1 pseudogene is annotated in these 217 nt (G+C 65.4%); it reads right to left on the bottom strand.

Annotation, left to right across the window (positions count from 1 at the left end):
• Window positions 1-217, bottom strand: a pseudogene (locus JMJ56_RS33565) (polyphosphate kinase 2); the annotation flags it as partial.

Raw genomic sequence — 217 nt, forward strand, 5'->3', positions numbered from 1 at the left:
TGGATGCGCATGAGGAAGCGAAGCTGCTGCTCCTGGTCGGTGATGGAGAACCAGTACTTCACCAGGATGATGCCGGATCGGACGAGCATGCGCTCGAACTCCGGTACGTCGCGGAAGAAGTCCTCGACCTGCGCCTCGGAGGCGAAGCCCATGACGCGCTCGACGCCGGCGCGGTTGTACCAGCTGCGGTCGAACAGCACGACCTCGCCGGCGGCGG

Source organism: Belnapia arida, assembly GCF_016773205.1.
GTDB lineage: Bacteria > Pseudomonadota > Alphaproteobacteria > Acetobacterales > Acetobacteraceae > Belnapia > Belnapia arida.